Origin of the sequence: Pseudomonas sp. RIT-PI-S, from assembly GCF_025642975.1 — a bacterium.
GTDB lineage: Bacteria > Pseudomonadota > Gammaproteobacteria > Pseudomonadales > Pseudomonadaceae > Aquipseudomonas.
This window is the reverse complement of record NZ_JANZKJ010000045.1, coordinates 1-297: the sequence shown is the minus strand read 5'-3', so window position 1 is coordinate 297 and position 297 is coordinate 1. Positions and strand designations below refer to the sequence as shown.

At 64.3% G+C, this 297-nt stretch carries 1 protein-coding gene; it reads right to left on the bottom strand.

Features of this window, described 5'->3' with window-relative positions:
- Positions 1-297: hypothetical protein (locus tag OGL93_RS22175; RefSeq protein ID WP_263265172.1), on the bottom strand; the 297-nt coding region annotated here is incomplete at both ends.

Below are 297 nucleotides of genomic sequence, written 5' to 3'. Positions count from 1 at the left end.
GGGGTGATCGCCAGGGTCGGTGCGTCGTTGACCAAGGTCACGGTCGGCGTGGCACTGCCCGGAACCGGCGTGGTGCCGTCGGTGGCCACCAGGTCGATCTGCGGTAGCGGGTTGCCGGCGTTGACGAAGGCAGCGCCTTTGTCGGTCAGCACCACGGTGTTGCCGTCGATGGCGTAGTAGCCATCGCCATTGCTGCCCGGCTTGAAGCCAACAGTGACCACGTCACCTTCTTCGTCGGTGGTGCTGAAGTTGGCGGCGACGGTGCCTTTCTCGGCAGTGTTCTCAACGATGGTGGTT